The sequence below is a fragment of the Janthinobacterium sp. GW823-FHT06H09 genome (assembly GCF_058794735.1).
This window is the reverse complement of the sequence record NZ_JBXAHC010000009.1, coordinates 277,200-291,144: the sequence shown is the minus strand read 5'-3', so window position 1 is coordinate 291,144 and position 13,945 is coordinate 277,200. Positions and strand designations below refer to the sequence as shown.

Below are 13,945 nucleotides of genomic sequence, written 5' to 3'. Positions count from 1 at the left end.
CTCCCCCTATTTCCTGACAAAGCCCTGACAAAGAAAGCAGACGATGGATTTACGCCTCGCCGTGTACCAACTCGCCTCGGCCCATGCGCTCGATGCCCAGCAAACCCGGCAGTTGCAGGAAGCGGCCGGTTTCCAGCGCGAACCGGCGCGCCTGGCCTACTGGCTGCCGCGCTGCGTGGCCGTGCTGGGCGCCGCGCTGCTGGGCATGGGCCTGATCTGCTGGGTCGCCGCCAACTGGGAAGACCTGGGCCGCATGGGCCGCTTTGCCCTGCTGCAAGGCGTGTTTGCGGCTGCCTGCGTGGGCGCCTTCGCCGTACCCAAGGCGCGCATCCCGCTGCTGCTGATGGCCTTGCTGGCCATCGGCGGTCTGTTCGCGTATTTCGGCCAGACCTACCAGACGGGCGCCGATCCGTGGCAACTGTTCGCCCTGTGGGCTGTGCTGGCCTTGCCCCTGTGTTTAGTCGCGCGCAGCGACGTGCTGTGGACGCCGTGGATGCTGATACTGTCGACGGCCGCCGCCCTGTGGATGCAGGCGCATGCGCGCCACAGCTGGCGCATCGATTCGGCCGACCTGTCCATTTTCGTCAGCGGCTGGCTGGCCGTGCTGCTGGCCTGTGCGTTCGTGTCGCCCCTGCTGGCGCGCTGGACGGGCGCGGGTAACTGGGCCTTGCGCCTGGGTCTGGTACTCGCCACCATCCTTATCACGGGCACGGCCGTCAGTGCCCTGTTCGGCAATGAGATCGAATCGCCGTACTGGGCCGGTCTCGGCTTGCTGGCCGTCGCCGCTGCCCTGCTGGCCACGCGCCGCTACTTTGACGTGTTCGGCCTGAGCGCCGTCGCGCTCGGTATCAATACCTTGCTGGTGGGAGGGCTGACGCACGTGCTGTTCAACGGTCATGGCGATGGCGTCGGCGCGCTGGCCACGCTGGGCTTGCTGGCAGCCGTGCTGCTGGCGCTGACCGTGCAAGGCATTCTGTGGCGCACGCGCCAGGAGGCGGCATGAGCAAGATGAACACTCAGCGCGACGATGCGCTCGCCACCCTGATCGACGATGCCACGCGCGCCGGCCTGTTGCCGCCCAACGCCAGCCGCCCCGTGCAGGATGTACGGCCGTGGCCGCTGGTGCTGATGACGGCCTTCGGCGCCTGGCTTGCCGCCATCCCGCTGATGATTGCGCTGGGCGTGGGCCTGGAAAGCGTCGTGCGCCACGGTCCCGGCGCGTATGTCGTGGCCGCCATCGTGCTGGTGGTGTCCGTGCTGCTGATCCGCGCGCGCGGCGTGGCGCTGTTTGTCGAGCAGCTGGCCGTGCCCTGTCTGCTGGTGGGCGGCGGCTTGCTCGGCTACGCCTTGTACCGCGACTATTCCACGCAGACGGCGTCGCTGCTGCTGTGCCTGGCAACCCTGGTGGTGGCCGCCGCCTTGCCGCGCGACTGGCTGCGCGTGCTGCTGGGGCTGGTCGCCTGCGGCTTGCTGGGGCTGGGCATCGTCGACAGCACGCGCGACTGGATCTTCGATAACGACCCGACGCAACTGTATCTGGCCTGGATGCTGGCCCTGGCACTCTGGCTGGCGGCCCACTGGCTGCAGAAGCAAGCCTTCAACGATGGCCGCGGCGCGCCCATCGCCGCCTTCCTGGAATCGCTGTCGACGGGGTGGGTCCTGGCCATCTTGCTGGGGCTGGTCTTCTGGTCCGGCATGACCTTCATGCTGGGCGGTGCCTTGGGTGGCGGCTTCACGGGCGAAGTGGCGCGCGAAGTGAGCAGGCACCATGCCGGCGCCTGGTATGCGCAAGCGTTGAACGGCGTCTCGCTCGTGCTGGCCACGGCGGCCGCCGCCTGGACGGGCTGGCGCTGGCCGGCGCTGCGCCAGTTGCCCGTCATCGGCGTGGCCCTGGTGCTGATCGTGCTGGCGTGGTTCATGCCGGCGCTGGGGCCCGTGCTGCTGATCCTCGCGTATTGCGTGACGAGCGGGCGTACACGCGTGGCCGTCGCGGCCGCGCTGGCGGCGGCGTGGATCATCGGCAGCTTTTATTACCAGCTGGCCTGGCCGCTGGCCAGCAAGGCGGCGCTGCTGGCCGTGGCTGGCGCCGTGCTGTGCGCCCTGTCGTGGCTGGCCACGCGCGGCGCCGTGCTGCACCTGGTGGAAAGCAAACCGGCGGACGTGGCGGCCGAGCGCCGCTTCTTGCGCCTGGGTGCGCTGGGCGGCTTGCTGCTGGTGCTGCTGGTGGCCAATATCGGCATCTGGCAGAAGGAGCAATTGATTGCCAAGGGCGAGGCCATCTTCGTGGCGCTGGAACCCGTCGATCCCCGCTCGCTGATGCAGGGCGACTACATGCGCCTCAATTTCGTCAACCTGGGCGTCCTCTCCACGTTGGCCAGCGTGGAGCGGGCGCCGGGCCGTCCCTTCGTGGTGGCCCGGCGCGATGCGCGCGGCGTGGCCGAACTGCTGCGCCCGTACACGAGGGAGGCGCTGGCGCCCGGCGAATTCCTGCTCGAGCTGACGCCGAAGGATGGCAACTGGGTGCTGGTCAGCGATGCCTGGTTTTTCAAGGAAGGCGAGGCGGCGCGCTGGGAAAAGGCGCGCTATGGCGAGTTCCGTATCCTGCCCGATGGCCGCGCCTTGCTGGTAGGCATGCGTGGGGAAGATTTACAGGCGCTGTAGCCGCTTGATTGAACAAACCCCATGGCAGAATCCGGGGGTCGTACCCTGAGGGTACAACCCCAGTCTTTGCTCCTGGGGGGGCCGCATCCTGTAAAATTGCCCGATGGATAATATTACGCATTCGGTCATCGGCCTCGGGGTCGGCGAACTGGTACACCGCAGCCTGCTGCCCGAGCCGCAAGCCCCCGCACAGCGCACCCGGCGTGCGCTGTTTCTGTTTACGGCCTGGTTTGCCAGCAACGCGCCCGACCTGGACCTGGTCCTCACGAAACTGCTGCCGCGTCCGTTCGGCTACATGCTGCATCACCGTGGCCACACGCATACCTTGCTGCTGGCCTTGCCGCAGGCGCTGCTGTTGCTGGCCCTGCTGTGGCTGCTGTGGCCCGGCGCGCGCCGGCTGCTGAAGGAAAGCGTGCCGGCCCGCATCGGCCTGGCGGCTTGTCTGCTGCTGGGATTCTGCTTGCACATGGGCATGGATTTCCTCAATTCCTATGGCTTGCACCCGTTCTATCCGTTCGACAGCCGCTGGCTGTATGGCGACATGGTCTTCATTGTCGAACCCATGTTCTGGGTGCTGCTGGGCGTGCCCGTGATCATGTCCTTGCGCTACGGTATCGTCAAAAGCGTGCTGCTGGCCGGATTGGCGGCGGCCCTGTGCTTCTTTACCTATAAAACCTACCTGGCGCCCGCCGCGCTGGCCGTGCTGCTGACGCTGGGCCTGGTGCTGGCCGTGCTGCAAGGGCGGGCCGGCGAGCGGGGGCGGGGACCGCTGCTGCTGGCCTTCGCGCTGGCGGCCACGTTTATCGGCACGCAGGGCGTGGCGTCGGCCATCGGCCGTACGCGCATCGAGGCGGCCGTGCAGCGGCTCGATCCGGGCACGCGCGTGTGGGACGTGGCGATGACGGCGTTTCCCAGCAATCCCCTGTGCTGGATCTATGTCTCGCTCGACAGCAAGACGGACGTGTACACCCTGCGGCGCGGCACCCTGAGCCTGCTGCCCGCATCGCTGGCGCCCGCCGCCTGTCCGGCCGGGCTGGCGGAAACCAGCAAGCAAGGACGGCAACTGGCGCCCGGCATCGCCGTCTCCGCCCAGGCGGCGGGCAGCCTGGCCGCTCTGCGTGCGCTGCAGGAAGAAAATTGCTATGTCGACGCCTGGTTCCGCTTTGCCCGCATGCCCCGATTGAATGCGGACAAGCTGACGGACGTGCGTTTCAACCCCGGCATGTTGCCCAATTTCACGACCGTCGAGCTGCAGCAGTTCCGTGGCAGGCCGTGTCCCGCCTACGTGCCGGGCTGGGACCGCCCCCGTGCCGATATGCTGGCGCCGCCGCAAGCGATTCGTCCGTAGCGGTTTTATTGCCTTGTGGAAAAATATCATGTGTGCCCATACTTCTCTGTCGCCCAGCATGCGACAATTATCAATTCAGCATGCATGTCATTGAGTTAGGATTATCTTGGAAGAGCAACACGCCTTACCGTATCTGCGGGAAACCCTGCTGTTTCTCGCCCTGGCCGGGATTTTTATTCCGCTATTGCAACGCCTGAAAGTCAACCAGGTGCTCGGCTTCCTGGCCGTGGGCGCCCTGTTCGGCCCGTTCGGCTTCGGCCTGTGGGCCGGCGACTTCCCATGGCTGACGTATTTTTCCTTCGTGCGCGCCGAGCAGGTCAGCGGCCTGGCCGAGCTGGGCGTGATGTTTTTGATGTTCATGATCGGCCTGGAACTGTCGACGGAACGGCTGTGGGCGCTGCGGCGCTGGGTGTTCGGCGCGGGCGTGGGGCAGGTGGCCGTCAGCGCCTGCCTGATCGGCGGCGTCGCGTATTACTTCGGCTTGTCGCTGGAAGCGTCCATCGTGCTGGGCCTGGTGCTGTCGCTGTCGTCGACGGCCGTGGTGATGCAGCTGCTCACGGACCAGCGCTCCCTGCAGACGCCGGCCGGCCAGGCGGGCTTTTCCATTCTGATGTTCCAGGATTTGATGGTGGTGCCGCTGTTCATCCTGATCGACGTGTTCGCCAGCGGGCGCAGCGACGACCTGGCCTATCTGCTCAGCTTTGCGGCCGTGAAATCGGCGGGCGCCATCCTGCTGATCTATCTGCTGGGCCGCCGCGTGATTCGCCCGCTGTTCCAGTTTTTCGTCAAGAAACGCCAGCCCGACGTGTTCATGGCATTGACCCTGCTCAGCACCCTCGGTATCGCGGGCCTGACGTATCTGGCGGGCTTGTCGATGGCGCTGGGCGCCTTGCTGGCCGGCCTGCTGCTGGCGGAAACGGAATTCCGCCACGAGGTGGAAGTGACGATCGAGCCCTTCAAAGGTTTGCTGATGGGCCTGTTCTTCATGTCGGTGGGCATGCAGATCGACGTGCGCGAAATCCTCAAGTCGCCCATCCTGATCCCCCTGGCCGTGCTGAGCCTGTTTGCCTTGAAAACCCTCGTCATCAGCGTGATTTTCCGCATCGGCGGCTTTCACTGGGGGCGTGCCGTGGAAACGGGCGTGCTGCTGGGGCAGGGCGGCGAATTCGCCTTCATCGTCGTCGCGTATGCGCTCGGTACCAAGCTGATCGGCCCGCAGGTGGCGCAGTTCGTCATGCTGGTGGTGGGCCTGAGCCTGTTCGCCACGCCGGCGCTGGCCAAGGCGGCGCGCGCCTTCGGCAACTGGTGGGAACAACGCCACCACCATCAGCTGGCCGACCTGGCGCACGGCGCGCTGCCGCCGCAGGGCAGCACCGTCATCATCGCCGGTTTCGGCCGGGTGGGGCAGTTGCTGGCCAAGGTGTTGACGGAGCAGGATATCGCCTATGTGGCGATTGAAAATGATGCGCGGCTGGTGACGACCCTGCATCCGCGCGGCTTTCCCGTGTATTTCGGCGATGCGTCGCGCGCGGAACTGCTGCAAAAGGTCAATGCCGACCGCGCCGCCGCCGTGGTGCTGACGATGGACCATGCGGCCTCCGTGCTGCATGCCGTCAAATCGATCCGCCGCGAATATCCGCAGTTGCCCGTGTATGCACGCGCCCGCGACGAGGCGCATGCCGTGGCCCTGATCCAGGCGGGCGCCACCCTGGTCGTGCCCGAGGCGCTGGAGTCGGCGCTGCAGCTGACGGCCACCGTGCTGCACACGGTGGGCCTGTCGGAAGCGCGCACGACGGACATCGTGCAAGCGGAGCGCGACCGGCGCAATGCCGTGCTGCTGGCGAAAAAATTGTCGTAGGGAAAACCTTCGCACAAACGTGCGTGTCGCCGTGCTTTGTGAATTATCTATACAATAATAGTATATGAGCACACTACCCACATGAAAGCCGCGACGAAGAGCGGCGCGGCACCCCTGACGCCGCAGCAACTGGCGGCGCAGGAAACGCAACAGAAATACGGCAAGCCCGAGCGGGGCTGGCGCGAGCGGGTGTACACCGTCATTTTCGAGGCGGAAACGCGCACGGGCCGCGCTTTCGACCTGCTGCTGATCGCCGCCATCCTGATCAGCGTGACGGTGGTCGTGCTCAGCAGTGTCGCCTCCGTGGCCGAGCGCTACGGCACCTGGCTGACGGCGCTCGAATGGTTTTTTACCATTTTATTTACCATCGAATATTTCGCCCGCCTGTCGTGCCTGCAGCATCCGGTGCGCTACGCCAAGAGTTTTTTCGGCATCATCGACTTGCTGGCCATCGTGCCGACCTATATCGGCTTGCTGCTGCCGGGCGCGCACGTGCTGATCGACGTGCGCATTTTGCGGCTGCTGCGCATGTTCCGTATCCTCAAGCTCACGTCGTATGTGCATGAATACACGGTGCTGGGGCGGGCCTTGCTGGCCAGCCGGCGCAAGATCCTCATTTTCTTGTCTTTTGTCATGATGGTGGTCTTTCTGCTGGGTACTGTGATGTATGTCGTGGAAGGGCCCGATAACGGTTTTAGCAGTATTCCCACGTCGATTTATTGGGCCATCAGCACCATGACCACGGTCGGTTTCGGCGATATCACGCCGCGCACCGACATCGGGCGCACCATCGCTTCGCTGATGATGCTGCTCGGCTGGGGCATCCTGGCCGTGCCTACCGGCATTATCAGTGCCGAAATGACGGTGCAGCGCAGCTCCAAGCTGGTCACCACGCGTACCTGCCCCACGTGTCTGAAAGAAGGGCTCGATGACGATGCCAATTTCTGCAAGAACTGCGGGGTTGCATTGCCGCCGCTGGCACGTGATTAATTCATAACCCTATTTACTTTACTTTGTTAAGGCCAACATGATTCCAGTTCGCCTGATCGCGACGGGCAAAGCCGTGCCGTCGCATAGTGTGACTTCCGCCAGTCTGGACCTGAAATTGGGTCATCCGGCTGGCTATACCCTGCGCAAGAGCGGCGTGCTGTCGCGCTTTGTCGCCGCGCCCGATGAATCGCAAAGCCAGCTGGGCGCCGCCGCCCTGCTCGACGCGCTGAAAAATGCCAGCCTGCGTCCGGCCGATATCGATCTTTTGATCTGCGCCTGCGGCGTGCCCGAGCAAGCGTTGCCGAACACGGCCTGCTTCGTGGCCGAACATGCCGGTTTGCCGCCAGGCACGCAAAGCTTCGACGTTAACGCCAGCTGCCTCAGTTTCATGGCCGCCTTCCGCGTGGCCGCGTCCATGCTGGCCGGCGGCGCCTACCGCCGCATCGCCATCGTCTCGTCGGACCTGGCCTCGCGCGGCGTCGACTGGAGCGAGCCGGAAGCGTCGATGATCTTTGGCGACGGCGCCGCCGCTGTCATCGTCGAGCGGGGTGACGGCAGCGCCGGCATCCGCGCCTACAAGATGGGCACGTATCCGGAAGGGCGGCGCTACTGCGAAATCCGCGGCGGCGGTACCGAGCGCAACCCCCGCAACGGCTGCGAACCGGGCGACTACCTGTTCCGCATGGATGGCAAGGCCGTGTTCCGCCTGGCCGTCAAGGTGATGCCGGATTTCCTGGCGGAACTCATGCAGGAATCGGGCGCCGGACTGGATAAAATCGACGTGGTCGTGCCGCACCAGGCCAGCCCGCTGGGCCTCGCGCATGCGGCGCGCATCCTCGACGTTCCCGATGCTAAAATCATCAAGATCTTTGAAACGCATGGCAACCAGGTGGCCGCGTCCCTGCCCACCGCCCTGCACGAGGCGGTGATGACGGGGCGGGCAGTGGCAGGCCAGCGTTTGCTGATGATGGGTACGGCCGCGGGCCTGACCATCGGCGGCATGATTCTTGACCTGTGAAGGTGGTGCGATGAGGCGGATACTGGTCACGGGAGCGACGGGCGGCTTGGGGCGCAATGCCGTGCGCACCCTGCTGGCGCAGGGCGTGGAAGTGCGCGCCACGGGCCGCAACGCGGCCGTGGGCCGCGAGCTCGAACGCATGGGCGCGCAATTCGTGGCGCTCGACCTGGCGCAAGCTACGCCGCGCCAGGTCGACGAGCTGGTGCGCGGCATGGACGCCGTCTGGCACTGCGCCGCGCTGTCCTCGCCGTGGGGCGCGGAGCGCGACTTCATCGCCGCCAACGTCACGGCCACGGCCCAGCTGTTGCGCGCGGCCGCCAGCCTGCACGTGGCGCGCTTCGTGCACATCTCCACCCCGGCCATCTATTTCGACTACCGCAACCGCTACGAGGTGCCGGAAACCTTCCGCCCCGACGCTTTCGTCAACGCGTACGCGCGTTCGAAAGCGATGGCGGAAAAACTGGTGCAGGAGTGCGTCGACCGCCACCGCGGCATGACGTGCGTGATCCTGCGCCCGCGCGCCATCTTCGGCCCGCACGACCAGGTGCTGATCCCGCGCCTGGCGAGGGTGCTGCAGGAGCGCGGCGGCAAGCTGCCGCTGCCCAATGGCGGCGCGGCCACCATCGACGTCACCTATGTGGATAACGTCGTGCATGCGATGTGGCTGGCCACCGTGCACAAGACCATCGCTTCGGGCGCCGCCTTCAACATCACGAATGGCGAGCCGGCGCGCCTGTGCGACATCTTGCGCAGCCTGTTCTGCGACCATCTGCAGCAGCCGTTCGAAATCGTCAGCGTGCCGTACCGCGTGCTGGCGCTGGTGGCGCGCCTGATGCAGTTCGCCTCGCGCTTCACGCGCCGCGAGCCCTCATTGACGCCCTACAGCATCGGCGCGCTCAGTTTTGACATGACGCTCGATAACGCCAAGGCGCGCAAGGTGCTCGGCTACCGTCCCGTCGTCAGCCTGCAGGACGGCATCGCCCGCACGGCGCAGTGGATGCGCCAGGAAGCGGCGGCGCACAAGGTGGGCAAGGAGCGCAATGGCTAGCATCACCGCATTTCGCGTCGGCCACTGCACCCATCCGTCGTGCATGGTTTTGAAAGGCAGCGGGCTTGCCAGCCGCTGCTTCCCTTCGCGCGCCTACCTGATCGAAACGCGCGCGGGCCTGTACCTGTGGGACACGGGGTATGCCGAGCACTTCCGCGCCGCCACGTCGAAAGGCGTCTACCGCATGTACGCGTGGGTCACGCCCATCTCGTTCGACGAGAATGAGTCGCTGCACGGCCAGCTGCGCGCGCATGGCGTATCGCCCGGCGACATCCACACCTTGCTGCTGTCGCACTTCCACGCCGATCATATCGCCGGCCTGCGCGACTTTCCCGGCGCGCGGCTGATGGCCTCCAAAACGGGCTGGGACGCCGTGCGCGGCTTGTCCGGCGTGGCCGCCGTGCGCCAGGCCTTCGTGCCCGAGCTGCTGCCGAACGATATCTCTGACCGCCTGGCGTTTGTCGAAAGCGTGCCCGAGACGGCCTTGCCGGCGGCCCTGCTGCCGTTCACGCACGGGCGCGACGTCAGCGGCACGGGCGAGATCTACATCGTCGACTTGCCCGGCCACGCCATCGGGCATATCGGCGCCTTCGTGCTGCAGGACGGCGGCTGGACCCTGCTGGCGTCGGACGCGGCCTGGGTGCCGGAAAGCTTCCAGCAGCTGCGCGGACCGTCCGAACTGTCGTTCCTCATCCAGCACAAGCGCGCGCCGTATTATGAGACGTTGAACCGCCTGCACCAGCTGCACCAGTCGGGCCAGGCGCAGATCCGCATCACGCATGAAGACAGCAACGATTATTTGCCAGTGGCGGGCCGCCCGTGAAGCGTATTGTCTGGCTGTTGCTGTCGTACTGGCGCACGCGCCGCCTGCGTTTCGCCAGCCGCGCGCAGCTCGACGCCTACCAGCACAAGCAGCTGGCCCGTTTCATCGATGTGCTGTGCGCCCGCAGCACGTATTTTGCGCCGTACCGCAAGCTGCCGCTGGCGCAGTGGCCGACGATGAACAAGGCCTTGATGCTCGAGCATTTCGACGCCATGAACACCGAGGGCGTCACCCTGGCGCAGGCGATGGAGGCGGCCATGGCGGCCGAGCATAGCCGCGACTTTACGCCCGCGGTGGGCGACATCACGGTGGGCCTGTCGTCGGGCACCTCGTCGCGGCGCGCCGTGTTTACCGTCAGCCCCCGCGAAAAGGCGCAATGGGCGGGCGTGATGCTGGCCAAGGCGCTGCCCGACGGCCTGTTTTCCGGCGAAAAGGTGGCGCTGTTCCTGCGCGCGAACAGCAATCTGTACACGGCCGTGCGCTCGCCGTGGCTCACGTTTGCCTTTTACGACCTGTTCGCACCGTTCGACAGCCTGTGCGCGCAGCTGGCGCGCTATCAACCGTCCGTCATCGTCGCGCCGGCCCAGGTGCTGCGCCAGCTGGCGCTGCGCGTCATCGACGGCAGCCTGGTGCTGGCGCCGAAAAAAGTCATCTCGGTGGCTGAAGTGCTGGAAGCGCAGGACCGCGCGCTGATCGTGCAGGCGTTCGGCGCCGTGCATGAAATCTATCAGGCGACCGAGGGTTTCCTCGCCAGCAGCTGCGAACACGGCGTGCTGCACCTGAACGAGGAATATGTGCACATCGAACCGCAATGGCTCGATGCGGAACAGCGTCGTTTTGTGCCCGTGATTACGGATTTCACGCGCATCACGCAGCCCATCGTGCGCTATCGCCTGGACGATATCCTGGTCGCGCGCGCCACGCCATGCCCGTGCGGCCGCGCCACGCGCGCCATCGACGGCATCGAAGGGCGCTGCGACGACATGCTGCTGCTTCCGTCTGCACGCGGCGGCGCCGCCGTCGCCGTGTTTGCCGACGTCTTGACGCGCGCGTTCGCGCAAGCCTTGCCGGCGGACGCCGACTACCGCCTGCTGCAATCGGGCGACAGCGCCTTGCAGCTGCACGCGGCCCTCGACGACGCTGGCCTGGCTGCCCTGCGCGATCACCTGGCAACGGTGCTGCGCGGCCTGGCCGTGGCCGTCGACAGCCTGGCCTGGACGACGAGCGGCGAACTGCCTCCCTTTGACCCCACCATGAAACGGCGCCGCATCCGGCGCCTTGCGACCGCATGAATCCTTCTTCCATGACCGTACGCGGCCGCCTGCTGCATTTACTGGCCGGCTGGGGCAGCGTCGGCCTCGTGTATTTTTCCAGCGATGTGCTGCAAGGGCAGGGGGTACTCCTGCCGGAAACGGCCATCGACCGCGCCATTCCCTACACGGATGCCGCCATCTGGCTGTACCTGTCGTTTTTTATCCTGATCCCGTACGCCTACCTGGCGGCCGATGCGGCCCGCGTGCGCTGGCTGGCGCGCGCCATGGCGCTTTCCGCGCTGGCCTGCGGCGTGGTCTTCCTGCTGTATCCGACCACGCTCGCATATCCGCCCGTGGGCGACGGTGCTGCCTGGAGCACGCAGGCGCTGCGCCTGCTGCAGGCGGCGGATTCCGCGCAAAACTGCCTGCCCTCGCTGCATGGCGCCCTGACCTTGCTGTGCGTGTGGGCCTTGTGCGACAAACGCCACCTGCTGCGCTCCGCGCTGGCCGTGCTGCTGGGCGTGGCCATCTGCTACGCCATCATCGCGCTGCGCCGGCACGTCAGCATCGACCTGGCCGCCGGCCTGGCCGTGGGCGTGGCGGGCGGCATGTTGGCGAAAATGCAGGTATTCTGGACAGCTCGCCGCGCCATTGCCACTGAAACCGCATCATGATGAATCCCTTTGCCCTCTCTTTCCTTGTCATGCTGGCCTTTGTGCTGGCCGAACTGCTGATCCTCAAATGGGTACGCAAGACGCCCGTGCCGTGGAAGGACGTCATCTTCAACCTCAATTCCGGCCATATCCTGATGTGGGTGTTCCGCGGCGTGGAAGTGGCGGCGTTCGCCCTGCTGCTGCGCCATGTGAATCTGCACATGGTCGACCAGTGGCCCGTGGCCGCGCAGTGGGTGTTCGCATTCTTTGCCTGGGATTTGTGCTTTTACTGGATGCACCGGCTGCACCATAAGATCCCCTTGCTGTGGGCCGTGCACGTGGTGCACCACCAGGGCGAGCACTTCAACCTGTCGCTGGGCGTGCGCAATTCCTGGTATTCGTCGCTGACGAATTTCCCGTTTATTGCCATCCTGGCCGTGCTGGGCGTGCCGCTGGAAATCTTCCTCGTCGTCTCGTCCCTGCATTACACGGTGCAGTTCTATAACCACAATGCGCTGGTGAACAAGTCCGGCATTCTCGATAGCTTCATGGTCACGCCCTCGCACCACCGCGTGCACCATGGCACGGACAAACGCTATATCAACCGCAATTTCGGCGGCACCCTGCTGCTGTGGGACAGGCTGTTCGGCAGCTTCCAGCCCGAACTCGAGGGCGTGGAAATGCGCTATGGCGTGAAGGGCATGACGCAAACGCATAATCCGCTCCTGGCCAGCAACGGCAAGCTGTTCAAATGGCTGCGCGCGCGCTTTCCCCACTGGCAGTCGCGCGGCACTTTCGAGGTGCCCGAACTGTTCATCGGCATCGGCGGCGTGATCCTGTTTGGCCTCGTGATCTATTACGTCAACCACGAAGCGGTGCTGGCCGGCGCGCAGCAAGCGATCCTGTTCGCGCTGATTTTTGGCGGTACCTTGGCGCTGGGCGGCCTTTCGGATGCGCGCCGCTGGGGCGCCATCGCCTGGGTCGCCATCGCCGTGGCCATGCCGGCCCTGTATCTGGGCTGGTATGGGGCGCGCGACGTGTGGGGCATGGTGTTCCTGGCCGCGCTGCTGGCGCATGGCCTCGACGGCGCGCGCCGCCTGTGGTGGCCGGCCGCGGCGGGGACGCGCGCGTGAGCCAGCTTCCTCCGCTGCGCTTCCAGCCCGCCCGTGATTCCGCCTTCCGCCGCGAACTGCGCGCGCGCGCCGACGCCTACCTGGCCAGCGAGGGGAAACACCGCTTCGGCGACTGGCGCCTGCATGCGAAAACCGTGTTCCTGGCCGCGCTGGCGGCGGGGCTGTATGCGCTGGCCTTGAGTGCCGGCGACACCTGGCCGTTTGTCGCCAGCTATGTCGCCTGCCTGGTCGCGGCCATGGCGCTGGCCATGAATACCCTGCACGACGCGGCCCACAGCGCCGTCTTCCGCCAGGGACGCCTGAATCGCATCCTGATCCGCCTCGTGGGCTTGCCCGTGGGCGTGGACACGGATTTCTGGACCATCCGCCACGTGCATTTCCATCACACGTATGCGAACGTGGAAGGCTATGACCTCGACACGGAACCGAACCCCTTCCTGCGCCAGACGCCGTTCCAACGCTGGGCGCCCCAGTACCGCTATCAATACCTGTACTGGCCCGTGGTGGCGGCCCTGTCGCTGCCGTACCTGAACTGGTATGGCGACTGGCTGGACCGCTTCGGCAAGACGCCCGTGGCCGCGCACAGCCGCTTGCAGGGCTGGCGCGGCTGGCTGTCGTTCCTGGGCTGGAAGCTCGGTCACGTGGCGCTGGTGCTGGCCCTGCCCATGTGGGTGCTGCAGCAGCACGGCATCGGCTGGGGCGTAGTGCTGGGCGCGTATTTCGTGGGCCAGATGCTCGCCTCGTGCGCGCTGGTGGCGCTGATCCTCGGCACGCACTGGGCTGAAGTGGAGTTTTTCCAGCCGGGGCAGGACGGCACCCTGCCGCACGACTGGTACCAGCACACGTTTTACACGGCCTGCGACTGGACGCCGAAGCCGCGCGCCTTGCGCTGGCTCGGTTACTGGCTCGGCGGATTGAATTTGCACCTGACGCACCATCTGTTCCCCACCTGGAGCCACCGCCACTACCCGGCGCTGGCGCGCATCCTGGCCGAACTGGCGCCGCGCCACGGCCTCGTGTACCGCGAACTCGGTTACGGCCAGCTGCACGCCTCGCAGCAAGCCTTCCTGCGCGCCATGGGCCAGCCACCCGCACAGTCCTGACGAATCGCGCTTGACTGGGATTCTGTTTCGTCTTACATTTCTGTAACGACAGAAATA

General features: G+C 65.9%; 12 protein-coding genes. All 12 read left to right on the top strand.

The window, feature by feature from the left end:
* The first annotated feature begins 43 nt into the window (after positions 1 to 43).
* Positions 44 to 1,003 carry a DUF2157 domain-containing protein gene (locus AC1Q6X_RS17760; RefSeq protein ID WP_492497957.1) on the top strand — a complete coding sequence of 320 codons (960 nt, stop codon included), beginning with the start codon at positions 44 to 46 and terminating at the stop codon, positions 1,001 to 1,003.
* Positions 1,000 to 2,661, top strand: a complete 1,662-nt coding sequence (locus tag AC1Q6X_RS17755) for a GDYXXLXY domain-containing protein (protein WP_492497956.1) — start codon at positions 1,000 to 1,002, stop codon at positions 2,659 to 2,661. Before AC1Q6X_RS17760 ends, AC1Q6X_RS17755 begins: the two co-directional genes overlap by 4 nt.
* 103 nt (positions 2,662 to 2,764) lie before the next feature.
* The gene (locus AC1Q6X_RS17750; protein ID WP_492497955.1) at positions 2,765 to 4,009 is read left to right on the top strand and encodes a metal-dependent hydrolase; all 1,245 of its coding nucleotides are present in this window, start codon (positions 2,765 to 2,767) and stop codon (positions 4,007 to 4,009) included.
* Positions 4,010 to 4,115: 106 nt separating this feature from the next.
* Positions 4,116 to 5,867: a cation:proton antiporter domain-containing protein gene (locus AC1Q6X_RS17745; protein ID WP_070287752.1), complete on the top strand. Its 1,752-nt coding sequence runs from the start codon at positions 4,116 to 4,118 to the stop codon at positions 5,865 to 5,867.
* Between the two features lie 81 nt (positions 5,868 to 5,948).
* Positions 5,949 to 6,857, top strand: a complete 909-nt coding sequence (locus AC1Q6X_RS17740) for an ion transporter (RefSeq protein WP_070287754.1) — start codon at positions 5,949 to 5,951, stop codon at positions 6,855 to 6,857.
* Between the two features lie 37 nt (positions 6,858 to 6,894).
* Positions 6,895 to 7,875, top strand: coding sequence for a 3-oxoacyl-[acyl-carrier-protein] synthase III C-terminal domain-containing protein (locus tag AC1Q6X_RS17735; RefSeq protein WP_128142001.1), 981 nt, complete (start codon positions 6,895 to 6,897; stop codon positions 7,873 to 7,875).
* A gap of 10 nt (positions 7,876 to 7,885) precedes the next feature.
* Positions 7,886 to 8,923 carry an NAD-dependent epimerase/dehydratase family protein gene (locus AC1Q6X_RS17730; RefSeq protein ID WP_492497954.1) on the top strand — a complete coding sequence of 346 codons (1,038 nt, stop codon included), beginning with the start codon at positions 7,886 to 7,888 and terminating at the stop codon, positions 8,921 to 8,923.
* A complete protein-coding gene (locus tag AC1Q6X_RS17725; protein ID WP_492497953.1) occupies positions 8,916 to 9,746 on the top strand; it encodes an MBL fold metallo-hydrolase in 831 nt (276 codons plus the stop codon). The genes AC1Q6X_RS17730 and AC1Q6X_RS17725 overlap by 8 nt, the downstream gene beginning before the upstream one ends.
* Complete coding sequence (locus AC1Q6X_RS17720; RefSeq protein WP_070311551.1) at positions 9,743 to 11,038, top strand: F390 synthetase-related protein; 1,296 nt, start codon at positions 9,743 to 9,745, stop codon at positions 11,036 to 11,038. The genes AC1Q6X_RS17725 and AC1Q6X_RS17720 overlap by 4 nt, the downstream gene beginning before the upstream one ends.
* Positions 11,035 to 11,673: a phosphatase PAP2 family protein gene (locus tag AC1Q6X_RS17715; protein ID WP_492497952.1), complete on the top strand. Its 639-nt coding sequence runs from the start codon at positions 11,035 to 11,037 to the stop codon at positions 11,671 to 11,673. Before AC1Q6X_RS17720 ends, AC1Q6X_RS17715 begins: the two co-directional genes overlap by 4 nt.
* Positions 11,670 to 12,785 carry a sterol desaturase family protein gene (locus AC1Q6X_RS17710; RefSeq protein WP_492497951.1) on the top strand — a complete coding sequence of 372 codons (1,116 nt, stop codon included), beginning with the start codon at positions 11,670 to 11,672 and terminating at the stop codon, positions 12,783 to 12,785. The genes AC1Q6X_RS17715 and AC1Q6X_RS17710 overlap by 4 nt, the downstream gene beginning before the upstream one ends.
* The gene (locus AC1Q6X_RS17705) at positions 12,782 to 13,888 is read left to right on the top strand and encodes a fatty acid desaturase family protein (RefSeq protein ID WP_492497950.1); all 1,107 of its coding nucleotides are present in this window, start codon (positions 12,782 to 12,784) and stop codon (positions 13,886 to 13,888) included. Before AC1Q6X_RS17710 ends, AC1Q6X_RS17705 begins: the two co-directional genes overlap by 4 nt.
* Positions 13,889 to 13,945: the final 57 nt, after the last annotated feature.

Coding starts and splice junctions, on each gene's coding strand:
- AC1Q6X_RS17735 (WP_128142001.1), top strand. CDS start 6,895: ATGATTCCAGTTCGCCTGATCGCGACGGGCAAAGCCGTGCCGTCGCAT.
- AC1Q6X_RS17710 (WP_492497951.1), top strand. CDS start 11,670: ATGATGAATCCCTTTGCCCTCTCTTTCCTTGTCATGCTGGCCTTTGTG.
- AC1Q6X_RS17750 (WP_492497955.1), top strand. CDS start 2,765: ATGGATAATATTACGCATTCGGTCATCGGCCTCGGGGTCGGCGAACTG.
- AC1Q6X_RS17755 (WP_492497956.1), top strand. CDS start 1,000: ATGAGCAAGATGAACACTCAGCGCGACGATGCGCTCGCCACCCTGATC.
- AC1Q6X_RS17715 (WP_492497952.1), top strand. CDS start 11,035: ATGAATCCTTCTTCCATGACCGTACGCGGCCGCCTGCTGCATTTACTG.
- AC1Q6X_RS17730 (WP_492497954.1), top strand. CDS start 7,886: ATGAGGCGGATACTGGTCACGGGAGCGACGGGCGGCTTGGGGCGCAAT.
- AC1Q6X_RS17725 (WP_492497953.1), top strand. CDS start 8,916: ATGGCTAGCATCACCGCATTTCGCGTCGGCCACTGCACCCATCCGTCG.
- AC1Q6X_RS17760 (WP_492497957.1), top strand. CDS start 44: ATGGATTTACGCCTCGCCGTGTACCAACTCGCCTCGGCCCATGCGCTC.
- AC1Q6X_RS17740 (WP_070287754.1), top strand. CDS start 5,949: ATGAAAGCCGCGACGAAGAGCGGCGCGGCACCCCTGACGCCGCAGCAA.